General features: G+C 65.9%; 20 protein-coding genes. 9 read left to right on the forward strand and 11 right to left on the reverse strand.

Going from position 1 to position 20,127, the window contains the following annotated elements; translation table 11 throughout:
- Positions 1–225: 225 nt before the first annotated feature.
- Genes QA609_RS01915 through lonB form a run of 3 tightly spaced genes read right to left on the reverse strand, consistent with a single transcriptional unit; the run spans position 226 to position 3,769 of the window.
- A complete protein-coding gene (locus QA609_RS01915) occupies positions 226–570 on the reverse strand; it encodes a hypothetical protein (RefSeq protein ID WP_278300892.1) in 345 nt (114 codons plus the stop codon).
- Between the two features lie 25 nt (positions 571–595).
- Positions 596–1,552: a CPBP family intramembrane glutamic endopeptidase gene (locus QA609_RS01920; RefSeq protein ID WP_278300894.1), complete on the reverse strand. Its 957-nt coding sequence runs from the start codon at positions 1,550–1,552 to the stop codon at positions 596–598.
- Positions 1,553–3,769, reverse strand: coding sequence for an ATP-dependent protease LonB (lonB, locus tag QA609_RS01925; protein ID WP_278300895.1), 2,217 nt, complete (start codon positions 3,767–3,769; stop codon positions 1,553–1,555).
- Between the two features lie 223 nt (positions 3,770–3,992).
- Here lonB and QA609_RS01930 point away from each other — a divergent pair, with 223 nt between their 5' ends.
- Positions 3,993–4,508: a nicotinamide-nucleotide adenylyltransferase gene (locus tag QA609_RS01930; RefSeq protein WP_278300896.1), complete on the forward strand. Its 516-nt coding sequence runs from the start codon at positions 3,993–3,995 to the stop codon at positions 4,506–4,508.
- Between the two features lie 76 nt (positions 4,509–4,584).
- Complete coding sequence (locus QA609_RS01935) at positions 4,585–5,391, forward strand: SAM-dependent chlorinase/fluorinase (RefSeq protein WP_278300897.1); 807 nt, start codon at positions 4,585–4,587, stop codon at positions 5,389–5,391.
- A 7-nt stretch (positions 5,392–5,398) separates the two neighbouring features.
- Here QA609_RS01935 and QA609_RS01940 read toward each other — a convergent pair whose 3' ends face one another.
- Together QA609_RS01940 and thsA are read right to left on the reverse strand one after the other, a co-directional pair.
- Positions 5,399–5,746 (reverse strand): HalOD1 output domain-containing protein, encoded by a 348-nt coding sequence (locus QA609_RS01940; RefSeq protein ID WP_278300898.1) that lies wholly within the window; start codon positions 5,744–5,746, stop codon positions 5,399–5,401.
- 78 nt (positions 5,747–5,824) lie between these two features.
- The gene (gene thsA / locus QA609_RS01945) at positions 5,825–7,369 is read right to left on the reverse strand and encodes a thermosome subunit alpha (RefSeq protein ID WP_278301169.1); all 1,545 of its coding nucleotides are present in this window, start codon (positions 7,367–7,369) and stop codon (positions 5,825–5,827) included.
- Positions 7,370–7,727: 358 nt separating this feature from the next.
- Between thsA and QA609_RS01950 the strand changes: the two genes are divergently transcribed.
- Positions 7,728–8,690, forward strand: coding sequence for a DUF368 domain-containing protein (locus QA609_RS01950; RefSeq protein WP_278300899.1), 963 nt, complete (start codon positions 7,728–7,730; stop codon positions 8,688–8,690).
- 51 nt (positions 8,691–8,741) lie between these two features.
- The gene (locus QA609_RS01955; RefSeq protein WP_278300900.1) at positions 8,742–9,530 is read left to right on the forward strand and encodes an enoyl-CoA hydratase/isomerase family protein; all 789 of its coding nucleotides are present in this window, start codon (positions 8,742–8,744) and stop codon (positions 9,528–9,530) included.
- Here the strand turns inward: QA609_RS01955 and QA609_RS01960 are convergent, their stop codons facing one another.
- Together QA609_RS01960 and QA609_RS01965 are read right to left on the reverse strand one after the other, a co-directional pair.
- Entirely contained in the window at positions 9,531–10,433 is a 903-nt protein-coding gene (locus QA609_RS01960; RefSeq protein ID WP_278300901.1) for a glycosyltransferase family 2 protein, read from the reverse strand.
- A gap of 54 nt (positions 10,434–10,487) precedes the next feature.
- Positions 10,488–11,195, reverse strand: a complete 708-nt coding sequence (locus QA609_RS01965) for a class I SAM-dependent methyltransferase (RefSeq protein ID WP_278300902.1) — start codon at positions 11,193–11,195, stop codon at positions 10,488–10,490.
- A 266-nt stretch (positions 11,196–11,461) separates the two neighbouring features.
- Between QA609_RS01965 and QA609_RS01970 the strand changes: the two genes are divergently transcribed.
- On the forward strand, positions 11,462–11,743 hold the full coding sequence (locus tag QA609_RS01970) for a helix-turn-helix domain-containing protein (protein ID WP_278300903.1): 282 nt from the start codon (positions 11,462–11,464) through the stop codon (positions 11,741–11,743).
- Positions 11,744–11,809: 66 nt separating this feature from the next.
- The gene (locus tag QA609_RS01975) at positions 11,810–12,598 is read left to right on the forward strand and encodes an MBL fold metallo-hydrolase (protein ID WP_278300904.1); all 789 of its coding nucleotides are present in this window, start codon (positions 11,810–11,812) and stop codon (positions 12,596–12,598) included.
- On the opposite strand, the gene QA609_RS01980 is transcribed toward QA609_RS01975, so the two are convergent.
- Positions 12,579–12,845: a hypothetical protein gene (locus QA609_RS01980; protein WP_278300905.1), complete on the reverse strand. Its 267-nt coding sequence runs from the start codon at positions 12,843–12,845 to the stop codon at positions 12,579–12,581. The two genes, QA609_RS01975 and QA609_RS01980, sit on opposite strands and share 20 nt — an antisense overlap.
- A gap of 119 nt (positions 12,846–12,964) precedes the next feature.
- Between QA609_RS01980 and QA609_RS01985 the strand changes: the two genes are divergently transcribed.
- Together QA609_RS01985 and QA609_RS01990 are read left to right on the forward strand one after the other, a co-directional pair.
- Positions 12,965–13,720, forward strand: coding sequence for a YkgJ family cysteine cluster protein (locus tag QA609_RS01985; RefSeq protein ID WP_278300906.1), 756 nt, complete (start codon positions 12,965–12,967; stop codon positions 13,718–13,720).
- Positions 13,721–13,791: 71 nt separating this feature from the next.
- Positions 13,792–14,556 (forward strand): heptaprenylglyceryl phosphate synthase, encoded by a 765-nt coding sequence (locus tag QA609_RS01990; protein WP_278300907.1) that lies wholly within the window; start codon positions 13,792–13,794, stop codon positions 14,554–14,556.
- Between the two features lie 210 nt (positions 14,557–14,766).
- On the opposite strand, the gene QA609_RS01995 is transcribed toward QA609_RS01990, so the two are convergent.
- On the reverse strand, positions 14,767–15,675 hold the full coding sequence (locus QA609_RS01995) for a transcriptional regulator (protein ID WP_278300908.1): 909 nt from the start codon (positions 15,673–15,675) through the stop codon (positions 14,767–14,769).
- 148 nt (positions 15,676–15,823) lie between these two features.
- On the opposite strand from QA609_RS01995, the gene QA609_RS02000 reads away from it, so the two are divergent.
- Positions 15,824–17,224 (forward strand): FAD-binding oxidoreductase, encoded by a 1,401-nt coding sequence (locus tag QA609_RS02000; RefSeq protein ID WP_278300909.1) that lies wholly within the window; start codon positions 15,824–15,826, stop codon positions 17,222–17,224.
- A gap of 537 nt (positions 17,225–17,761) precedes the next feature.
- Here the strand turns inward: QA609_RS02000 and QA609_RS02005 are convergent.
- Both QA609_RS02005 and QA609_RS02010 read right to left on the reverse strand, forming a co-directional pair.
- Complete coding sequence (locus QA609_RS02005) at positions 17,762–18,169, reverse strand: TRAM domain-containing protein (protein ID WP_278300910.1); 408 nt, start codon at positions 18,167–18,169, stop codon at positions 17,762–17,764.
- A 99-nt stretch (positions 18,170–18,268) separates the two neighbouring features.
- Complete coding sequence (locus QA609_RS02010; protein ID WP_278300911.1) at positions 18,269–19,993, reverse strand: radical SAM protein; 1,725 nt, start codon at positions 19,991–19,993, stop codon at positions 18,269–18,271.
- Positions 19,994–20,127 lie beyond the last annotated feature (134 nt).

Raw genomic sequence — 20,127 nt, forward strand, 5'->3', positions numbered from 1 at the left:
GGAGAGTGACCACGTACCTTTTTCCGCCTCGGGATTCCTCACTGCGTTCGGAACCACTCGGCGCAAAAATCTACGCTAAAAAGGCCGCTCGCTCCCGCTGGTCGCTCGCGGGTGCTGCGCTTGTGACGCTACCGCAGTGATACCGCCTCCGCCTGCATGTAACGCGGGTTTCACAAACCATCTCCTCGAACTAGCTCGTGCTACTATCTGCTGGAGTGCCGTCTTCTAGCTGTTCCAGGCCGCGTAGATGTAGAGCCCGATTCCGGCGTAGACCAGCAGCGTGCTCGCCAGATCGACGATCACCAACCCGCTGGCGAGGTGGGCGAACTGGAGGATCCCGCCTGCGATCAGACAGACTGCGGCACCCGTGACGACCGAGGTCGGTTCGTCGGCCTCTCGGTAGAGGATCGCGCCGATTCCGATCGCGATCACGCCGAAGGCGAACTCGGTCGCGACCATCGCTAGCGCATCCTCGGCCAGCGTCGCGTACGCGAACAGCGCGAAGTAAAACAGGATTCCGTAGACGATCAGCCGCCGCATCGACCCCGAGAGTTCGATCGTATCGCTCATACCCGATCCCAGCGGCCGGGGACCCTTAGCTTTCGAGGGTTCGGGCCCACTCGAGGTCGATCCCCTCGTGGACGACGAACTCGAAGGCGTTGATCAGGTAGTGGGCGATGACGACCACGAGAAAGCTCTCCGTCACGATAAAGACCGCCGCCAGCACGAACCCGAGCAGCCCGGTGACGACGACGCCGACGTCGCCCTGCATCCCGTGACCGAGCGCGAACGCGAGCGAGGACGCCACCGCGAGCAGCCACGGCGAGATGCCGAAGCCGACCGAGAGCGCGCCGATCAGCGCCGCCCGGAACAGGAGCTCCTCGAAGACGGCGATCAGTGGGAGCACGCCCCCGAGCAGCACGGCCCACCCTCGAGCCGAGTCCGGCGCCAGCAGCTCCCGGAGCTGCTCGTCGTGGTCGAACCCCAGCCGCGTCGCGAGCGCGGCGCCGAGCTCGTTGGCGACGTAGAGGACGACCCCGACCGCGGTGCCGACGACCAGCCCGGTCTCGAGATACGCCCTGGAAAACTCGATTCCCAGCGCGTCGGCCGGGACGCCGGTGTAGACGATCGCTCCGAGCAGAGCCAGCGCGAACAGCCCCTGCGAGGCCGCGACGTTCGCGAGCATCATCCCCGTCGTCAGCGAGTCGGGATCGACGCCGTCCCGCCGGTCTCGAGGGGCGGGCTCAGCCGTCTCCGCCTCGAGATCACGGTCCGTCTCGGCAGTCGCGGCTCCGTCGCCGGGAGCTGTCGACGCCGGACTCGAGGCGGGGTCGACTACCGCTTCGGAGTCAGACTTGGGATCTGATCGCGAGTCGACGGCATCGTCGGCGGTATCCGCCGCTGGAGCCTCGTCCGTCGAATCGGTCGCGGAGTCGTCTGAGCCGGCCTCGAGATCGATCTCGTCGAACGCCGACTGCGTGAGATGTGAGAGAACGAGAAGCACGAGGAGGACGGCGCCCGTGATCACCGCGAACGCCGTCCAGCTCGTCATCTACTGCGGACTCGGGTTCGAACCGCTGACGGCCTGCTGGTCGAACGCCGATCCGGTGATCGACTTGAGCCGATCGACCAGCGAGTCCTTCTTCGGTTCGCCCATCAGGGCAACGTCGAGGACCTCGCTGATGTTCGAACAGGGGACGATCTCGATCATCTCGGCGTACTCGTCCTCGATCATCACGTCCTGTTCGTTGGCCTTCGGGATGATGACCTTTGTACAGCCGGCCTTGGCGGCGGCCTCGATCTTGTGGGTCACCCCGCCGACCGGAAGGACGTCGCCGCGAACCGACAGCGAGCCGGTCATGGCGACCGACTGGTCGATCGGGATATCCTCGAGGGCGCTGATGACGGCCGTCGCGACCGTGATCGACGCCGAATCGCCGTCGACACCCTGCTGGCCGGCCTGGACGAACTGGATGTGAACGTCCTTCTCCGAGAGGTTGACGTCGGAGAACTTCTTGATGATCGCCGAGACGTTCTGGACCGACTCCTCGGCCATCTCCTTGAGCTGCCCCGTGGCGATGACCTGGCCCTGGCCCTGTGCGGGCGCGATCTCGGCCATGACGGGCAGCATGATACCCGAGTCCTCGCCCATGACGGCGAGGCCGTTGACTCGGCCCTCCATCCCGTCGTGGGTAACCTGCAGCTCGTAGTCCTTGCGCCGTTCGATGTAGTCGTCGGCGAGTTGCTGTTCGATCGAGCGCGAGCGGCCCTTGGCCTCGAGGACGTCCTCACGGGTCGTGAACTCGGCGTCCTCGGCCCGGGCGATGTCGCCGGCGACCCGGACCAGTCCGCCGAGGCTCCGGAACTCGAGGGTGAGATGCTCCTTGCGGCCTGCCCGGCGCTTGGCCTCGAGGATGACCTCCTCGACGGCCTCGCGGGTGAAGTGGGGGAGGCGACCGTCGCGGTCGATCTCCTGGGCGATAAAGCGGGCGTACTTGCGGCGCATCTCGGCGGTGTCTTCGATGGTGTCGTCCATGTACACCTCGTACCCGTAGCCCTTGATACGGCTGCGGAGCGCGGGGTGCATGTTCTCCATCGCGTCCAGGTTCCCGGCCGCGATCATGATGAAGTCACAGGGGACGGGCTCGGTCTGGACCATCGCGCCCGAGGAGCGCTCGGACTGGCCCGTGATGGCGAACTCGCCCTCCTGGATCGCGGTCATCAGCTTCTGCTGGGTGCGGACGTCGAGCGTGTTGATCTCGTCGACGAACAGCACGCCCTTGTTGGCCTTGTGGATGCCGCCGGGTTCGACCCGGTCGTGGCTCGGCGTCTCCATCCCGCCGGACTGGAACGGGTCGTGGCGGACGTCGCCCAGCAGTGCACCGGCGTGGGCGCCGGTGGCGTCCTCGAAGGGCGCCTGGCGCTGGTCGCCGTTGTCGACGATCATGTTCGGCACCATCGCGTCCGTGCCGCGGGACGTGTAGCGGAAGATAAACCAGATGATACCCGCTGCGAGGATACCGAGCAGGATCTGCCCGGAGAGGATCGCGTAGCCGACGACGATCGCGATGATGATCCACATCAGGATCGACCGCATCTGGTTGCGCTTGCGGGCTTCCTCCTTGTGGGCGTCGATGATCTGTTCGCCCTTTCCCGCGGGGACCGTCCGGACTTTCGGCTCGTTGCCGTCGTCGGGGTTGTGGTAGACGAGGACGTCCTGGAGGTCCTCCTGGGGGAGCAGCTGGCTCATCGCCTTGGCCAGCATCGACTTCCCGGTTCCGGGCGAGCCGATCATCATCACGTGTCGGCGCTGCTTGGCCGCCTTGATGATGATATCTCGAGCCTCGTCCTGTCCGATCACCTGGTCGACGAGTCGATCGGGGACCTCGATGTCGTCCGTCGAATCGATCTTGAGTCCGCCGAGAAGGTCGTCCTCGGCGTTCTCCTCGTCGAACTCGACCCCGGGATCGACCTCGACGGTGCTCCCGAGGTCCTCGACGGTCTCGATACCCTCGTCGGCGTCGGGTTCCTCGTCGGCGCCGGGCTCCTCGTCGAACCCGTCGGACGGACGCTGCTCGGACTCGTCGGGCTCCGACTCGCGGCCGGCTTCCTCGGTCGGCCTCCCGTCGGACTCGTCGGGCCGATCGCCGGAGTCCGTCACCGGCGGCCGGTCCCCCTGGCGGTCCGACGACTGCTCCCGCTGGCTCTCGCGGGGAGCGTCGTCAGGTGCGCCTTCGGGGGAGTCATCAACGTTCGTATCGTTACTCATAGAACTCTGTTCAGTACCTGATCCGAAGGGATTGCGACTGATATACTTTCTCCATGCGGAACGCGGCGAGGGTGGCCGTAATCCCCGACTACGGCCCTCGAGCGGCCGATCGAGCTACTGGCGACCGAGTGCGATCGCCGACCGCACCGTAAATACCGCTCCCTCCGGCGCCCTCGCGAGGGAACCCGCCACGCTTAAGCGCAACCCCGAAACAGTACCCGGCATGAGGGGGTTCTACATCGGCCGCTTCCAGCCGTTTCACAACGGCCACCGCAACATGGTCGAGCAGATCGCCGGCGACGTCGACGAGCTCGTGTTGGGGATCGGAAGCGCCGACGACTCACACTCGGTGCGGAATCCGTTTACCGCCGGCGAACGGATCATGATGATCACCAAGTCGCTCGTCGACACCGATGTCGTCACCTACGCCGTCCCGATCGAGGACTTAGAGCGAAACTCGGTGTGGGTGAGCCACGTCCAGAGCATGAGTCCGCACTTCGACGTCGCCTACTCGAACAACCCGCTGGTCGTCCAGCTGTTTCGCGAGGCGAACTTCGAGGTGCGTCAGTCGCCGATGTTCAACCGCGAGGTCCTCGAGGGAACCGAGGTTCGCGAGCGGATGATCAACGGCGGCGACTGGGAGTCGCTGGTCCCCGAGCCGGTCGTCGAGGTCGTCGAGGAGATCAACGGGATCGAACGGATCCAGATGGTCAGCGGCTCCGATACGAACGGCGACTGATCCCCGGAACCGCTCGGTCGCGGGAACCGTGGCTCGAGCCATGTTCGTTTTTATCGATCGCGCCGTATCCGCGGCCATGATCACGCTCACGTCGGACTTCGGGACGCCGTACCCCGCGGCGATGAAGGGGGTCCTGCTCGGGCGCACCGATGCGAGACTGGTCGACGTCGGGCACGACTTTCCGCGACAGGACGTTCGCACCGCGGCGTTCTGGCTCCGGGAGACGCTGCCGTACTTCCCGCCGGCTACGCACCTCGTCGTCGTCGATCCCGGCGTCGGCACCGACCGCGACGCGATCGCGATCCGAGCCGGAGAGCACGCGCTCGTCGGACCCGACAACGGCGTTTTGCTCCCCGCCGCTCGGCGCCTCGCCGGCGACGCCGCCCTCGAGTGTTACGTCGTCGACGAGGCGTCGCTCGAGCCGGTCGTCCCCGCGGGCGAGTCAGTCCCGGACCGCAGCGAGGGCCCGAGGAGCAACACCTTCCACGGCCGGGACGTCTTCGCGCCGACCGCCGCAGCGGTCCACGACAGCGACGGGCTCGACGCCGTGACCGCTCTGACGCCGACGGCCGATCCGGTCGACCTCGAGCTTCCCACAGCGACCCTCGAGGACGGCCGCGCCGTCGGCGAGGTGCTGGTCGTCGACGACTTCGGGAACGTGATCACGAACGTTCCCGGGGCGTTCCTCGAGACCCGCGAGCGAGTCGTCGCGAACGGCGAGCCGGCTCCGGTCGGCGACACGTTCGCGGCCGTCCCCGCGGGCGATCGACTCGCGACCGTCGGGAGCCACGGCTACGTCGAACTCGACGTCAATCGAGGGCGAGGCGACGCGGCGTTCGACCTCGCGGTCGGCGACCGGGTCGTCCTCGAGTCCACCAATTGAGAACGAATCAGGAATCCGTCGACGGATCGATGACGAGTTCGCCCGAGGCGTGACAGGAGACCGTACAGCCGGCGAACCGAAACGAGGTCGTTCCGTCCTCGAGGCGGTGTCGGCCCCAGTGGGCGAACAGCGCGTCGAGTGCGTCGGGATCGACCCGCGTCGACAGCGCCTCGAGTTCCTCGAGGTCAGTCTCGAGCACTGACGCCACGGCCAACACCAGGACCGTGCTCACGGCCTCGGGGTCGCTGTCGGTCCACCAGACGTGGTAGGTATCGCGGTCCTCGTCGCGGTAAACGGTTCGACCCGCTGCATCGTCGACCGGCGTCAATCCGTCCGACGGCGGAGAGAGGGACATTCTACAGGATGGTTTGTGTGTTATTACTTAACTATATCGTCAAAAATATAATGTTTCGTCGGGAGGACGGCCGGACAGTTACTCGGCGGCGATGACGTCGTCGATGCGGACGATCATCGTCGCGGCCTCGGTCGCGCTCTGGATGGCCTCTCGCTTGACGTCTGCGGGGTCGACGACGCCGTACTCGAAGGGGTCGTCGATGGTGACGGTCTCGCCGTCGGTGATGAGGCCGGCGCGCTTACCGCCCTCGTGGGCCGCTCGCAGGTCGACGAGCGTGTCGATCGGGTCCTGGCCGGTGTTGGTCGCCAGCGTCCGCGGAACGACGTCGAGCGCGTCGGCGAAGGAAGTGACCGCGAGCTGCTTGCGGCCCTCGATGCCGGCGGCTTCCGAGCGGATCTTGTCGGCGATGGCGATCTCGGTCGCGCCGGCGCCGGGAACGACCTCGCCCGAATCGAGCGCCGTCGAGACGACGTCGAGGGCGTCGCCGATGGCTCGCTCGAGCTCGTCGACGACGTGTTCGGTGCCACCGCGAACGAAGACGGTGACGGCCTCGGCGGCCGCGCCACCCTCGACGAACGCGAGATCGTCGTCGCCGTAGTTCTGGCTGCGGACGCGGTCGGCCGCGCCGAAGTCGCTCTCCTCGAGATCCTCGAGGGCGCCGACGCGGTTGGCACCGGTCGCGGAGACGATCTGGCGGGCGTCGGAGCTGCCGACGTTGTCGAAGACGAGCACGCCCTCCTTGGCGAGGAACGAGCTGATGCGCTCGTCGACGTCGTCGGTCGTGAAGACGACGTCCGCGCCGCTCTCGGCGAGCGTCTCGGCGTAGCCGCGAACCTCGCTCTCCTCGGCGTCGATCGCCTGGTTGAGCTGGTCGATCGAGTCGATAGCGTACTCGGCGTCGATGTCGCCGGTGCGGACGCCGAGTTCGACGTCGAGGACGGCGATCGAAGCGTCCTCGACCTCGCCGGGCATCGAGTCGTGGGCGGCCTCCTCGTCGATGACGATGCCGGGGACGAGCTCGGTCGCGTTCGAGGAGGCGCCGATCTGGGTGTGAACGGTGACGTTGTCCCGGTGGACCCCCTCGTCGTCCTCGACGTGGCGGATGGCCTCGACGACGGTCTCGGCGAGTGACTCGGCGGTCAGACCGCCGGTTCCCTTGCCCGTCATGCTGGATTCGGCGACCTGCTTGAGCACGTCGTCGTCGACGGCGTCCTGGCTGACCTGCTCGTCGATCGCCTCGAGGGCGATCTCGGCGGCCTCGTGGTAGCCCTCGACGATCGTCGTCGCGTGGACGTCCTGTTCGATGAGATCCTCGGCCTCACCCAGCAGGTTGCCGGCGATCACGGCCGCGGTCGTCGTCCCGTCGCCGACCTCCTCCTCCTGAGAGTCGGCGACCTCGACGAGCATCTGGGCCGCGGGGTGTTCGATGTCCATCTCGTTGAGAATGGTCGCGCCGTCGTTCGTGATGACGACCTCGCCGCCCGAGTCGACGAGCATCTTGTCCATCCCGCGGGGGCCGAGTGTCGTCCGTACGGATTCGGCGACGGCCTTGCCGGCCATGATGTTCGACGACTGGGCGTCCCGGCCCTGGGTTCGCTGACTGTCCTCGCTCAGAATGAACATAGGCTGTCCGCCCATGCGTCGCTGTTGTGCCATTGTGGATCCTCACTAACCATGTCGTCAGCACTTCTATATAATTGTTTCGCTAGCCGTCAGCGCTCCGTCTGGCGATTTTCCCTGTCACACCTCGACACACCCTCGAGACAACGGTTACTCGAGGTTACAGTCACCGAGGAGTTCCGATCCGCCCAGAACCGTCGCTCGAGGGTCGCTCGAGCCGCCGAACTCGGCCTGTGTCGGGTTCGCATCCGTCGAGCCGAGTGAGTCGATTTATGTCGGAGCCGAAACGTTCGCTACGTATGGTCGCGAAACGGGCGGTCGGTTCTCCGCCGTCGACGACGATCGGACGGTGACCCCAGCTATGTTACACGCTCTCGAACAGCGGCTCGGACCGCGGTTCTCGGTGTTGCGGGTCTACTGCTACGGTCTCTGTATGGGAACGGCTGACGCCCTCCCCGGCGTCTCCGGGGGCACCGTCGCGCTCCTGCTCGGCTTCTACGGCCGGCTGATCGCCGCCGTCACCGCGCTCACGCCCGGGCGAGCGATCGACGTGCTCCGGGGGTACGACTCCGAGCGCCGGGGGCGCGCCAAGGAAGCGCTGCTCGAGATGGATCTGCAGTTCCTGCTTCCGCTGGGGGTGGGGATGGTGACGGCCGTCGCGCTCATCGCCGGTGCCGTCACGGCGCTGTCAGAGTCCCATCCGATCGCGCTCTTCGGCTTCTTCATCGGACTGATCGCCGCGTCGGCAGTCGTGCTCTTTCGGAGTCTGCCCTTCGCTTCGGGAAAACACGCCCTCGCAGCCGTCGCCGGCACCGTCCTCGCCCTGCTGGTCGCCGCCAACGTCCTTCAGCTGCCGGGCAGCGGCGCCGTCCTGATCTTCCTCTCGGGCGGGCTGGCGATCAGCGCGATGATCCTCCCCGGCGTGTCGGGGTCGCTCATCCTGATCCTGCTCGGCCAGTACGTCTTTCTCTCCTCGGAACTGACCGCGTTTCTCCAGTCGATTCGGGACTTCGCCTTCGGCAACGGAACCGTCGCGGGCATCCTCGAGCCCGGAACCACCGTCGTCGTCTTCGTCGTCGGCGGGCTCGTCGGACTCGTCACGATCGCACGGATCGTCCGGTTCGCGCTGGATCGCCACCGGGAGCTGACGCTGCTCTTTCTCGTCGGCCTCATCGCCGGCTCGGTTCCTGCGCCACTCCACGAGATCGCCGACGCCCACGCGCTGACGGGTGACGTCCTGGCGCTGACCACGGGATGGGCCGTCGTCGGCGCGCTCGCGCTCTTTGCGATCGATTGGCTTGCAGGTGGGTTCGACCCCGAGTGATCGGCCGGCTCGACCCCGTCCGTTATACTTCTGGCGTCTGATCGGTTCGCCATGGAATCCGTTGGCACTGGACTCGCGGCGATCGACTGGAACGACCGACGAGCCGACGTCTACCTCGCCCGACCCGAAAAACGAAACGCGATGTCGGTCGACCTCATGCGGGATCTGACCGCGGCGTTCGAGCGCGTCGACGCCGACGAGGACGTCCGGGCGATCACTCTGCTCGGGGAGGGCCCCGTCCTCAGCGCCGGGATGGACCTCGAGATGATGCGCGACCGGGTCGAACCCGACTCCGACATCGACCGGGACGTCTTCCCCTCGCTGCTCGAGACCATCGAGCGGACCCGCCAGCCGGTCGTCGCCGGGATCAAGCGGGCCGCACCGGCCGGCGCGTTCGAACTGACGCTGCCCTGTGACTTTCGGATTCTGGGCCGCGACGCGAACTACGGACTGCTCGAGGTAACGCTCGGAACGTTCCCCCACGGCGGGGGCACCCAGCGCCTACCGCGACTGGTCGGCCTCTCGAGGGCGAAGGAGATCGTCCTCACCGGCGAGTTCGTCGATCCCGAAGCGGCCGAACGGATGGGACTCGTCCACGAGCTCTGTGACGACGATGACGTTGACGAGCGCGCGAAGGCGTTCGCGGACCGACTCTGCGAGAACGCACCGCTGGGCCTCGAGAACGGAAAACGCGCGCTCAACGCGGCGCTCGAGACGCCCCTCGAGCGGGGGCTCGAGTTCGAACGGGCGCTCGGGCGCGAACTCGACGACACCGACGACTATCGGGAAGGGTTCGATGCGCGACTCGCCGACCGGGAGCCGCAGTTCCGCGGGGAGTAATTATCGGCGGTCGTAGATCCGAACGGCTCGATCGTGGCGCACCGACAGCCCGTTCGGATTGCGACGGGTCGATCGATCCGCGTAGCGGGCGCGCACGCCGTCTTTGAACCCGCCTGCGGCGTTCGTGACGACGTCGACCCCGTTGGAGAACCAGCCGGTCGGCGTCGCGTCCCCGGTGACGATCTCCCGGACCCCCGAGAGGCCGTCCCGGAGCGCGCTGCCGACCGTCCGTCCGAGCACGGTCGGTCGCGGGCCGTAGTTCTTCCCGAGGCCGTAGGCCAGTGCCCGGTACGTCGTTCCCCACTCCGGGTCGGGCTGGCCCCCGTCGGCGCCGACGTCGCTGCGGACGGCCATCGACGGCGACCAGGCGACCTCGAAGCCCAGGCCGCCCACACGGTGGGCACAATCCCGCGCACCGTCGCTCTCGAGGTATTCGTCGAATCCGTCGAGGGCCTCGAGCGAGGTCTGATCGAACGCGACGTTGCCGCCGTCGAAGACCGTTACGCTGCGACCGACGATCCGTTGGGTACGCTCGCTCTCCGAGGCGGTTCCGTCGGCCTCCCGAGTCGGGCCCGCGACGACGTCGGAGCCGCCGGCGGTCGCGTCCTCGAGGGCCTCGTACCAGCCGGGTTCGATCGCGTACTCGGCGTCGAGGAAGGCGACGATCTCGCCCGTCGCCACCTCGAAGCCGGCGTTACGGGAGACGTTGGGGTTTCGCTCCGATATTTCGACGAGGACGTCGACGTCCGCTCGCTCGCGGACGACCCCGGTCGTTCCGTCCGAGGAGGGGCCGTTGACGACGACGATCTCCGTCCCCGGCGGGGTTTCGGCCTCGAGCGCGTCGAGACAGGACAGCAGTCGCTCCCGGTCATTGAGCGTCGAGACGACTACCGAGAGCTCCATACCGTATAGTAGAATTACCCGAGGATAAAAATAGGGTGGAATTCGATCCCGCGCTTACCTGACGCGGGTGTTCCAGTAGGAGACCGACGCGAAATGGTCCGTCATTGGACGGCCGCCGACCGTCTCGTCGAGCGTGCGGATCGCGGTCGCCAGCCGGTTCGGAATCGACCGGTAGAGTCCGTACGGCGCCAGGAAGTCGTCCTCGACGTCGACCAGCGTCAGGTCGGTCTTCGCGAGCAACACGCTGACCTCGCTCTTCGAGTAGAGCCGCGATCCCATCGGGAGCGCCCAGTTGTAGACGCTGCGCGCCGAAAAGCGGTTGAACGTGTCGAAGACGATCTGGTCGCGCGAGACCCGACGCATCTCCCGCAGGAACGCCTCGGGATCGTCCGCCAAGTGGAAAAACCGCATCGCGATGACGGTGTCGAAGTGATCGTCGGGAAACGGCAGTCGTCCGGCGTCGCCCCGCAGGAACTCGAGGGTCCCCTCCAGGTTTGCCGCTTGCGCTTTCTTGCGTCCCTGTTGCAGCATCGCCGCCGAAATGTCCAGTCCCACGACGTCCGCGCCACGCTCGGCGAGCATGACGGTAAACCGCCCGGTACCACAGGCGATCTCGAGGACGTTGCGGTCCTCGACGGGCATGATGGCCTCGAGTACGGCTTCTTTCTCCCGGCGGTCGATCAGCTGGCCGCCCTGGGAGAAGCGCTTGTCGTCGTACTCGGCGGCGACGTCGTCGGCTTGGTACCACTCCTGTCCTTTCACACTGGATCCAACTACAGCAGCGACAGGATAAAACGATACTGGAGTCCGTCGGCGATTGTCCCGGAAGTGATACGTCGATTGGGGAAGAGAGACGTCGGCAACGACCGGCGACTGTGGCCTCGAGGCGACCTCTGGGGCGGTCGCTCCGACGAGGATGACGTTCCGGCACACTGTAATAATATTGCGTTTATACACCTATTACAAACTGGATTGTTCGTATCTACATATAGGGAAGCTTTACCACCACCGATTCCGCTGTGGTAGGTATGAGCATGAGTACCGCAGAGGACCACGCCGCTTCCGCCGAAGACTCACTCTCCGAAGAGGAGTACCGCGACCGCCTTCGCGACCTACCGCCGAGTGCGAAACTCGTCGCCAAGGTGCTCGAGGCCGACTCGCCGCTGTCGCAGGGGCAACTCGCCGAGGAATCGCTGCTGCCCGACCGGACCGTTCGTTACGCGCTCAACCGTCTCGAGGACGTCGGACTAATCGGCTCCCGGTACAGCTTCCGCGACGCGCGCAAGCAGGTGTACTTCCTCAAACGCTGATCGCCGACGAGGCCGAGCGCCGACGGTCTCCGATACGCCTTTTTTCGCCGCCCGCGATGGCCGTCTATGAACGTCGTGTCCGTCGCCGTCCCCGTCCGTACCCGCGCACCCGGCGGGACGACCAACGCCTACCTGCTCGGCGAGGAGCCGTCGGTGCTCGTCGATCCCGCGGCCCGCACCGACGAACTCGATCGGCTCGTCGACGAACGGTCGGTCGAGCACGTCGTCGTCACCCACACCCACCCCGACCACGTCGGCGCAGTCGACGCCTACGCGGCCGAAACCGGCGCGACCGTCTGGGGTCGGTACGGACGGAGCGAGCGGTTCCGCGAGGCGACGGGACGGGACCCCGACCGGGGGCTGCTCCCGGGGGCGACGGTCGATCTCGGCGACGAGTACGTGCGCGTTCTGGGTACCCCGGGCCACGCACCGGACCACCTCGCCTTCGGGGCCGGCGCGGACGGACCGGTCGTCTGCGGGGACTGCGCCGTCCGCGAGGGCAGCGTCGTCGTCGGTGCTCCCGACGGGGACATGCGCGCGTACCTGACGACGCTGCGCCGGCTCCGAGCGATCGACCCGCCGGCGCTGTACCCGGGCCACGGTCCCGAGATCGAGGCGCCTCGAGAAACCCTCGAGCGACTCATTGCCCACCGACTCCGGCGCGAGCGACGGGTGCTCGAGGCCGTCGACGACGGCGCCGGTTCGCTCGCGGCGATCCTGGAGGGTGCCTACGAGAAGGACCTCGAGGGGGTTCGCGACCTCGCGCGGGCAACCGTCCGGGCCCACCTCGAGAAACTCGCCGTCGAGGGCCGACTCGAGTGGGACGGCGAGCGCGCTACGAGCCGTTCGAGGTGAACTGGAACTCGAAGGTGAGCTGATCCTCCATCCGCACCCGGACGCCGCCGAACTCCTCTGAGATCTGCTTGCGGGCCTCGGAGCTGGGTTCGACGGTAAGCGTGACGCTGTTGCTGTTCGCGTTGTACTCGATTCGGCTGACGGTGACGTCGAACGCGAAGAGGTCGGGGACCTCCGTTCGGAGGTGCTCGCGGACGTGATCGATCTCCGTCTGGACATCCCCCATCTCCTCGTTGAGCGATGACATATGCTAGCGTAGGTCTCGAGCGATCGTAACGGTTCGTCTTCGCTCGGGAGACAGTTCGTGCTACCGGGGAGGGCGGCGCCAAGCGACCGGCTTTTCCCCCTCGAGACGTAGTTACGAACGTGCGATCGCTGGAAGCCGAACTCGAGTCCGCCCGCGAGCTGGCCGTCGACGACCTGGCCGACGCCATCGAGACGATCGGCTTCGAGTGTACCCGCTGTGGCGCCTGCTGTACGGGCCACGGCGAGGACGAACACACGGCGACGGTGTTCCCCGACGAGGTCCGCCGGCTCGAGGAGGCGGATACCGCCGCCGTCGGGAGCGACGGAGGCGACGGCGAGGCCGTCCCCGACGCCGAGGACCGCGAGTGGCGCGACGTCGCCCGGCCGATGCCGTACGGCCTCGAGGAGGGCGACGACGGCCTCGAGGGCGAGACCTTCGAGTGGGCCCTTCAGACCGACGGCTGTGGCGACTGCGCGTTCTACGCGGAGGACGAGGCCGGCGTCGGCGCCTGCACCGCCCACGAGGACCGACCGCTGATCTGTCACACCTATCCCTTCAGCGTCGGGCTCGCGGGAACGAGCCAGCCGATGGGCGAGGCCGTCGACAGCGTTTCGCTCCCCGAGGGGGGAGAAGCCGGCGACGAGAACGAGGCGGGCGTCCTCCGCGCCCACGAGTGCGAGGGGCTGGGCCGGGACATCTCCCGCGAGGACGCGGAGGAACTCGCCCGCGCGCTAAAGGAACGGGCAATCCGGGAACTCGAGGAGGCGATCGGCGTCCGCGACGAGTACGAGCCCGCGGATCGGAAGCCGGGCGAAGTCGTCGTCCACGACTCCGAGGGTCCGAAGCGGATCGACGGCACTCCGGTCGACGAGTAGCCGGCTCGCTCTCCGCGACATCGATCGGATCGAACCGACAGGGATTTTGCCCGACCGCTGGATCCGTCCGCATGAACGTCGACTGGGACGAGATCACCCACGTCACGAAGGTCGATCCGGCGAAATCCCTACCGTCGGATCTCGGCGTCCTCGAGGGAACCGATCTGGTGCTCGTCGGCGGCTCCGACGACGTCACCGAGTCGAACAGCCTCGAGGCGATCGAACGGGTCGCGGACGTCTTCTCGGAGATCCCGGTCTTTCAGGAGCCGTACAGCTCGACGCACGTCTCGCGAGACACCATCGAGGCGGCTGACGCCGTCTCGATCCCCGCCGTCTACAACGGCGATCACGATCACTTCGTCGGCAAGCACGTCGACCTCTTCACCGAGGTCGGGCAGAAACCGGACGAGCTACTCGGCTCGAGCGTTCCCCTCGTCGGCGACCTGCTCGCCTCGAAGGGGGTCGAGGTGGTCGCAGAACTGGCGGGCAAGCTCGTCGGGGAGGGGTACGTCGTGCAACACCTCGAGTCGACGGCCGCGGCGGTTTCGGGCGTCGAGGCGGCCTACAGTCCTGAGGAGGTCGCTGGCGCGGCCCTCGCGACGGAGACGTTCTACGACTTCCCGATCTTCTACGTCGAGTACTCGGGGACCTACGGCGGCCCTCGTGACGTCGAGGCGGCCGCCCGGTACGTAGAGGAGACCGCGCTGTTCTACGGCGGCGGGATCGACAGTTCCGAACGGGCGAGCGAGATCCTCGAGGCCGGTGCGGACGCCATCGTCGTCGGTGACTGCTTCCACGACGATCCGGAGACGTTCCGCGAGACGATCCCGGAGTAGAGTGGCTCGAGAGCCGGCAGACTACTGTAACGTTTTTGCCCGGTCTTCGGTAGGTGCGCTATACAGGCCAAGCAGGTAACGAAGTGGCGGTCGGCTTCACTGATAGCTGCCAGAAACGGCGTGCTGAATACAGAGCACGAGTTCAGTACCGGATCGAAGGTGACTCGGGGCTCCCTCGCTAAGTTCGACGAAGATTGCAGGACGACGGTATCAAGGCGAGTCGAACCGTTCCTCGAGCGGGTCGGAGTCCGCCTTGACCGATGCGTAGACGCATTCGGCCCACTCGCGAGCGATGGGCGAGTCCGTATCGACGAACACCTGCATCAGGCCCGTGCTCTCCTCGTAGCCCCCGATCCCGACTCGCTCATCGAAGATGGCGAGCCCGTACGGCAAGTCGTCGCGCGTTCGGAGCGTGAGGTGCCCGCGCTCGATCGCCTCGGTCGCTTGCGTCGGATAGGTCTCGAAGAGCTTCTCGACGATGTGAGGAAGGTAGATGATCTCGGTGTCTATCCCGTCGAACACCCGCTGGTGGAACTCGCCGAGGACTAGCGGTGCCATGTGCGTCGTATTGAACCCGCGGAAGGCCTCCGACTCACTTACGAGCGAAATAAACCGCTCGACCGGCTGGTACGGATCGTCCGGTTCGGCGACGGTAACGGTCGCATCGACGAACGGTTCGATGACGAACTCCTGATGATCCTCACAGATGATATCCAGCAGCGGCGCCATTCGGTGGACGGTTCGCACGTTCGCTTCGAACCGGAGTACCTCGTCGGCGACGGCCTCACCCCGCCCGGTTAACTGGAACCGTCCGTCGACCTTCGCGACGAAGCCCTGCTCGTCGAGCCACTGCGTGAAGCGGTGGCTCGTCGCCCGGGACACGTCGAGGTGCGCCTCGATCTCCCGGCGATCGAGCGGCTCCTCGCGGAGCGCTTCGAGTACCGGCCCATGTCGAACGATGTCGCCGAGCAGGTCCGTATCGACGCGGTCGCCCGCAGCGTCGAGTCGCTGACCGAGAAACTTCTGGTTGCGCGCGTTCTCGAGGACCGCCTCCAGAATCGGCGAACCCGGTGGTGGAGGGAAGTCCTTGGAGTCCGGCTCGTCAGTGTGGGGGTCCATGGGAGTCCCCTCTGTTTGAGAGAGGCTAGCATAGGAGGTAACTCTTCCTCTCGTGAACTGAAACTCGTCTCACGTGCTAAACGGCGTTCACGTCGTCGAACGCTACTTGATAGATGAGGCCAACATCCCTGCAATCGTTCGATATTCTATGGCACAGCACGCCGTCGACGACGAACGGGCCGAACAGTTCGAAGCAGGATTCCACGGCGACTTGATTCGTTCCGATGATCCCGACTACGACGACGCCCGGGCGGTCTGGAACGGGATGATCGACAAGCGTCCCGACCTCGTTGCGCGGTGTGCGGGTGTTGCGGACGTTATCAGCGCGGTGAAGTTCGCTCGAGAGAACGATCTTCTCGTGGCGGTGAGGGGCGGCGGGCACAACGTGGCCGGCACGGCTGTCTGTGATGATGGGCTCGTCATCGACCTCTCGGAGATGACCGGCGTCAGGGTCGATCCGGAGGCACACACCGCATGGACCCAAGCCGGTGCCACGTGGGCAGATCTCGACCACGAAACACAGGCATTCGGGCTAGCGACACCCGGCGGTGTCGTTTCGGATACCGGTGTCGCCGGATTGACGCTCGGTGGTGGAATCGGACACCTGCGTTGCAAGTACGGCCTGAGTTGTGACAACCTCCGCTCGGTCGAACTGGTCACGGCAGAGGGCGAGTACCTGACGGCCAGCGCCGACGAGAACGCAGACCTGTTTTGGGGGTTGCGCGGGGGCGGTGGCAACTTCGGTATCGTCACTGGATTCGAGTTCGAGCTTCACCCCGTCGGTCCGGACGTAGCGACCTGTCTCGTGTTTTATTCCGGTGACCGGCTGATCGAGGTGCTGCGAGCCTACCGGGAGTTTGTTGCGACCGCTTCCGACGAGATCAGCACGCTCGTGTTCGCCGGCGAACTTCCGGAAGAGGAGCTGTTCTCCGCAGAGTGGATCCACGAACAGAAGTTCGCCATTATGGGCTGTTATGCCGGGCCTGCCGACGAGGGGGAGGCCAAACTGAAGCCCCTACGGGAGTTCGCTACTCCGATTGCTGATGTCAGCGAAACGATGCCCTACGCCGAGTTCCAGCAACTGCTCGACGAGGACTACCCCGACGGGATGCGGTACTACTGGAAGTCGCTATACCTCGACGGGCTTTCGGACTCTGCCATCGACCGGATCGAGTACTGGGCCGAGGCAGCGCCCTCGCCGCTGTCAACCGTCGATATCTGGCAGCTCGGGGGCGCCATCACCGATGTCGAGATCGAGGAAAGTGCCTTCGCCGGGCGCCACGCTCCCTTTCTCCTCGGCGTGGAGGCCAACTGGGAGAATTCAGAGAACGACGATGCCAACATCGAGTGGGTGCGCGACTGTCTTGACGATATGCGGCAGTTCTCGGACGGTTCGATCTATCTGAACTTCCCGGGATTCCTCGAGGAGGGCGACGACATGATGCGGACCACGTTCGGCCCCGCATACGAGCGACTGGTCGCGCTCAAGGATGAATACGACCCGGAGAACCTGTTCCGAACGAACCAGAACATCGAGCCGAGCGTCTAAGGACTGATCGTTCACTCCTCTTCGAATCGCCAATTCACTTGATCGAGGCGTGCTGCATACGCGCTGTGTATTCAGCACGCTTCCTCTAAACTGTCTTCTACGTGATGGAAATAAGTACGAGAGGCTCGCACTCACTGGAACGACGGCGGCTTCGAGAACCGCCAAGTTAGTATACGGCGCACGAAGTACGCCATTTTCCCGAGCACGCCTTACTCCCGGCTTCGCCGCTCGTCTTTGTCACGGTTCTTGCCTGCGCCTTGCTCGCTCCAAACCGGTCCACGGCGCGCTCGATCATTCTCGCGAGTTCCAGAGGAGCGAGCGAGGGCTCGAGAAAGCAAGCTCTTCCGGTGGTTGTTGATCGAAGTCCGCACGCGTGAGCGCTTGCGGCCCCACCGGAATTTTTCGCTTTCTGAGGACGATTTTTGTGGGGGTGAGCGGATTGCGGGCCGTCAGCCCGCAACCGGATGACGTGGCGACGGAACCGCCACGCGACCGGCCGTAGGCCGGTCACGATACCCCGTGAAAGGAGTTCGTTCCTTAGAACGTGTCTTCGATGATCTCGCCGACCGCGAAGTTCGACTTGACCTCGGTGATCTCGACCTTGACGCGCTCGCCGACGTCGGCGCCCGGAACGATGATCACGTAGCCTCGCTCGACGCGAGCGATCCCGTCGCCCTGCTTGCCGATGTCCTCGATCTCGACGTATCGAGTCTCGTTGACGTCGACCGGTGGCTGCGGTTCCGACGGCGCAGTCTTGGGCTGGGACGTCGATGCGGACGACTCCTCGGTTGTTTCATCACGAGAGATGAGCGCGACGCGGTAGACGTCACCGGCGTCGATATCGCCGGTTTCGACTTCCTGTCGTGGCACCTCGATGACGTACCGATCCTCTTCCTCCGAGACTTCCGTACTGAACAAACACAGCAGTTTTTCAGATATTTCCACAGGTAGACCCTCGACTTTGACTCTGCGTGCCAACCGTAATAGAACTACCGAACGACTACCGTGGTGTCCTGTGGCACTCGCGGGACGTCACCACACCCGTCAGTCGGCGCGCTCGAGCGGCCGAATCGTCGCGAACCCCTCGAGATCGACCTCGCCGCCGAACTCGGCGTCGGCAACGGAGTCGTAGGGTCGGTTGACGACGATGTCTCCTGCAGTCGAACTCCCGATGCCGGGGATGGTCGTCAGCTCGTCCATCGACGCCTCGTTGAGATCGAGCGGGTACGGCACGCCGGTCACCGACCGGTAGCCGTGGTCGACGACGGCGATGTCGGTCGTCGTTCCCAGCGGGCGCTCGCCCGGGATGCCGACCAGCAGCGGGTAGGTGCCCAGCTGGCGGCCGAACGTCTTCCCGTCCTGGTGGTACTCGAGGTGGACGTCCGGCAACACCGTTCCGAGCGGGGCGACGCGGGCGAGCATCGGGTTGTCGATCTCCTCGCGGACCTGCCGTTTGTAGCGCTTGAAGAGCTTCTTGTGCTCGTTTGCGATCTCGGCGCCGGTATCGCTCATCTCGGTGCCGTCGAACGACATCACCTGCCGGATGTTCACCCGACGGAGCATGTACCCCTCGTCGTACACCCGGTGGAGAAACTCGAGGTTGCGCTCGTAGGTCTCCTCGCGCTCGCCCTTGAGCCCGTGCAAGAGGTTGATGCCAGGCAGGAGCTTGGGGAGACGGGTTGGCACATCCTCCTCCGGGCCGTTCGGGTCGTCCGGTCCTCCCGGCCGCCATCCCGCCTCCTCGTTGACGATCTTGACGGCCTCGAAACACTCCTCGGCGGTGACGTTGAGGTTGTTCTCCTCCTGGACCAGCGGGTCCGCGGACTCGAGGCCAAAGGCCGCGGTGTCGCCGGGCGTGTTGTGCTCGGCGATGATTCGAATCCCCTCCCGGCTCTTTTCGGGCCACTCGACGATCGTAATGGGGTTCATGTTGTCGAGGTGGAGCGTCTCGAGGTCGGGCGCGACCTCGCGGATCCCGCCGTACAGCGAGCGAAGGGCGTCGGGGTTGGGCGCCTCGCCGTCGCCGCCATAGGCGAGGATGTCGGCCTGGCGGCCGATCCGGAAGTGCCGAACGCCGAGATCGGAGAGGGCGTCGACCTCGCCGACGACTGACGGTGGCGGTCGGAACGTCGGATTCCCGTAGAGGGGTTCGGTACAGAACGAACACCGGTAGGCACAGCCCCGCGAGGTCTCGAGTTCGGCGATCAGGTACTCGGGGTGGTTCGGGTGCTGCTCGACGATGAACGCGCCCTCCTGTGCCCACCGCGAGACCTCGTCGACATCGCGCATCCGGTTGGAAAATCCTTCGAGACCGCTCTCGACCAGATCGTGGACGGCGGCCTCGACATCACCCTTGGCGACGAAGTCGAAGTCCAGGTCCTGGCGCTCGGTTTCGGTGCCGCCGGCGTTCTCGTCGCCGACGCCGAACTTCACGGGGCCGCCCATCAGGCTCGTGCCGCTGGCGGTCCACGCCAGTTTGCGCACCTCGTCGGGCTCGGCAGGCGTGCCGCCGACGTACTTTCCGGGGACGGTCATCCCCCCCAGATAGCACAGCAGATCGGCCTCGTCTACGTCGCGCCACCGATCGGGCTCGTCGCGCAGGCCGTCGATCGTGTGGTACGTGATCTTCTCTCGGGGAACGCCCGCGTCGACAAGCGCCCCTGCGGTGTAGCGGGGGTACGTCGAGATGTACGGCGGCACCCCGAAGTGAGCGGGTTCGTCGACGTAGCCGTCGACGATCGTCACCGACAGCGTCTCGGGGTCAGTCATAGCGGCCGATAGCGCCTCGAGCGGTAAAACGGTGACTACACGAAAGCCCCGACGCGCCGGACCACGTCCGGCGCGTCGCCCCCTTCAGCCCCGCCCGGCAGTGGACGGCTGGGAGGCGAAACCGCGGATCGGTC

Origin of the sequence: Natronococcus sp. A-GB7 (genome assembly GCF_029688865.1) — an archaeon.
Taxonomy (GTDB): domain Archaea; phylum Halobacteriota; class Halobacteria; order Halobacteriales; family Natrialbaceae; genus Natronococcus.

Coding starts and splice junctions, on each gene's coding strand:
- QA609_RS01950 (WP_278300899.1), top strand. CDS start 7,728: ATGTTACACGCTCTCGAACAGCGGCTCGGACCGCGGTTCTCGGTGTTG.
- QA609_RS01990 (WP_278300907.1), top strand. CDS start 13,792: ATGAACGTCGACTGGGACGAGATCACCCACGTCACGAAGGTCGATCCG.
- QA609_RS01995 (WP_278300908.1), bottom strand. CDS start 15,675: ATGGACCCCCACACTGACGAGCCGGACTCCAAGGACTTCCCTCCACCA.
- QA609_RS02000 (WP_278300909.1), top strand. CDS start 15,824: ATGGCACAGCACGCCGTCGACGACGAACGGGCCGAACAGTTCGAAGCA.
- QA609_RS02010 (WP_278300911.1), bottom strand. CDS start 19,993: ATGACTGACCCCGAGACGCTGTCGGTGACGATCGTCGACGGCTACGTC.
- QA609_RS01930 (WP_278300896.1), top strand. CDS start 3,993: ATGAGGGGGTTCTACATCGGCCGCTTCCAGCCGTTTCACAACGGCCAC.
- lonB (WP_278300895.1), bottom strand. CDS start 3,769: ATGAGTAACGATACGAACGTTGATGACTCCCCCGAAGGCGCACCTGAC.
- QA609_RS01935 (WP_278300897.1), top strand. CDS start 4,585: ATGATCACGCTCACGTCGGACTTCGGGACGCCGTACCCCGCGGCGATG.
- QA609_RS01975 (WP_278300904.1), top strand. CDS start 11,810: ATGAACGTCGTGTCCGTCGCCGTCCCCGTCCGTACCCGCGCACCCGGC.
- thsA (WP_278301169.1), bottom strand. CDS start 7,369: ATGTTCATTCTGAGCGAGGACAGTCAGCGAACCCAGGGCCGGGACGCC.
- QA609_RS01960 (WP_278300901.1), bottom strand. CDS start 10,433: ATGGAGCTCTCGGTAGTCGTCTCGACGCTCAATGACCGGGAGCGACTG.
- QA609_RS01980 (WP_278300905.1), bottom strand. CDS start 12,845: ATGTCATCGCTCAACGAGGAGATGGGGGATGTCCAGACGGAGATCGAT.
- QA609_RS01915 (WP_278300892.1), bottom strand. CDS start 570: ATGAGCGATACGATCGAACTCTCGGGGTCGATGCGGCGGCTGATCGTC.
- QA609_RS01970 (WP_278300903.1), top strand. CDS start 11,462: ATGAGCATGAGTACCGCAGAGGACCACGCCGCTTCCGCCGAAGACTCA.
- QA609_RS01955 (WP_278300900.1), top strand. CDS start 8,742: ATGGAATCCGTTGGCACTGGACTCGCGGCGATCGACTGGAACGACCGA.
- QA609_RS01940 (WP_278300898.1), bottom strand. CDS start 5,746: ATGTCCCTCTCTCCGCCGTCGGACGGATTGACGCCGGTCGACGATGCA.
- QA609_RS01920 (WP_278300894.1), bottom strand. CDS start 1,552: ATGACGAGCTGGACGGCGTTCGCGGTGATCACGGGCGCCGTCCTCCTC.